General features: G+C 50.7%; 1 protein-coding gene. It reads left to right on the top strand.

Annotation, left to right across the window (positions count from 1 at the left end):
* Positions 1 to 51 precede the first annotated feature (51 nt).
* Positions 52 to 642, top strand: a complete 591-nt coding sequence (gene sigX / locus CFE47_RS31325) for an RNA polymerase sigma factor SigX (RefSeq protein WP_046382425.1) — start codon at positions 52 to 54, stop codon at positions 640 to 642.
* Positions 643 to 785 lie beyond the last annotated feature (143 nt).

A 785-nucleotide genomic window follows, 5' to 3' on the forward strand; every position in this document is an offset into this window, starting at 1 on the left:
CGGCTGACCGGGCTGTAGCGGACATTGACCTGACTGTCGGCACGACTTGTTTTGAATAAAGCCCAAACGCTGTCCACGCGCTATGACCCCCGTGAGCTCTCTGATGAGGAGTTGGTCGCGCGCTCGCACACGGAGCTGTTTCACGTAACACGCGCGTACGAAGAATTGATGCGCAGATATCAACGCACTCTGTTCAACGTTTGTTCAAGGTATTTAGGGAACGATAGAGATGCGGATGATGTCTGTCAGGAAGTGATGCTCAAGGTGCTGTATGGCTTGAAGAACTTCGAGGGCAAATCGAAGTTCAAGACATGGCTATATAGCATCACGTACAACGAGTGCATCACGCAGTATCGGAAGGAACGGCGAAAGCGTCGCTTGATGGACGCATTGAGTCTGGACCCCCTCGAGGAAGCGTCGGAAGAGAAGACGCCGGCACCCGAGGAGAAGGGCGGACTTGATCGCTGGTTGGTGCATGTGAACCCGATTGACCGGGAAATTCTGGTGCTACGTTTTGTCGCAGAGCTGGAATTTCAGGAAATCGCTGACATTATGCATATGGGTTTGAGTGCTACAAAAATGCGTTACAAACGTGCTCTAGATAAATTACGTGAGAAATTTGCGGGCGAGACTGAAACTTAGTGCGTGGCAAATATCTCTTACGTGTAGGCAAGTTCTGTTAGACTTGTCGCCGAGTTGTCCCCCGGTTTGTGGGACTGCTTTACAATCACCAGATGGGGATTTAACGGATGAAACTGAAAAACACCTTGGGCTTGGCCATTGGT

This window comes from Pseudomonas sp. PGPPP1 (genome assembly GCF_002255865.1).
GTDB classification, from domain to species: Bacteria; Pseudomonadota; Gammaproteobacteria; order Pseudomonadales; family Pseudomonadaceae; genus Aquipseudomonas; species Aquipseudomonas cremoris.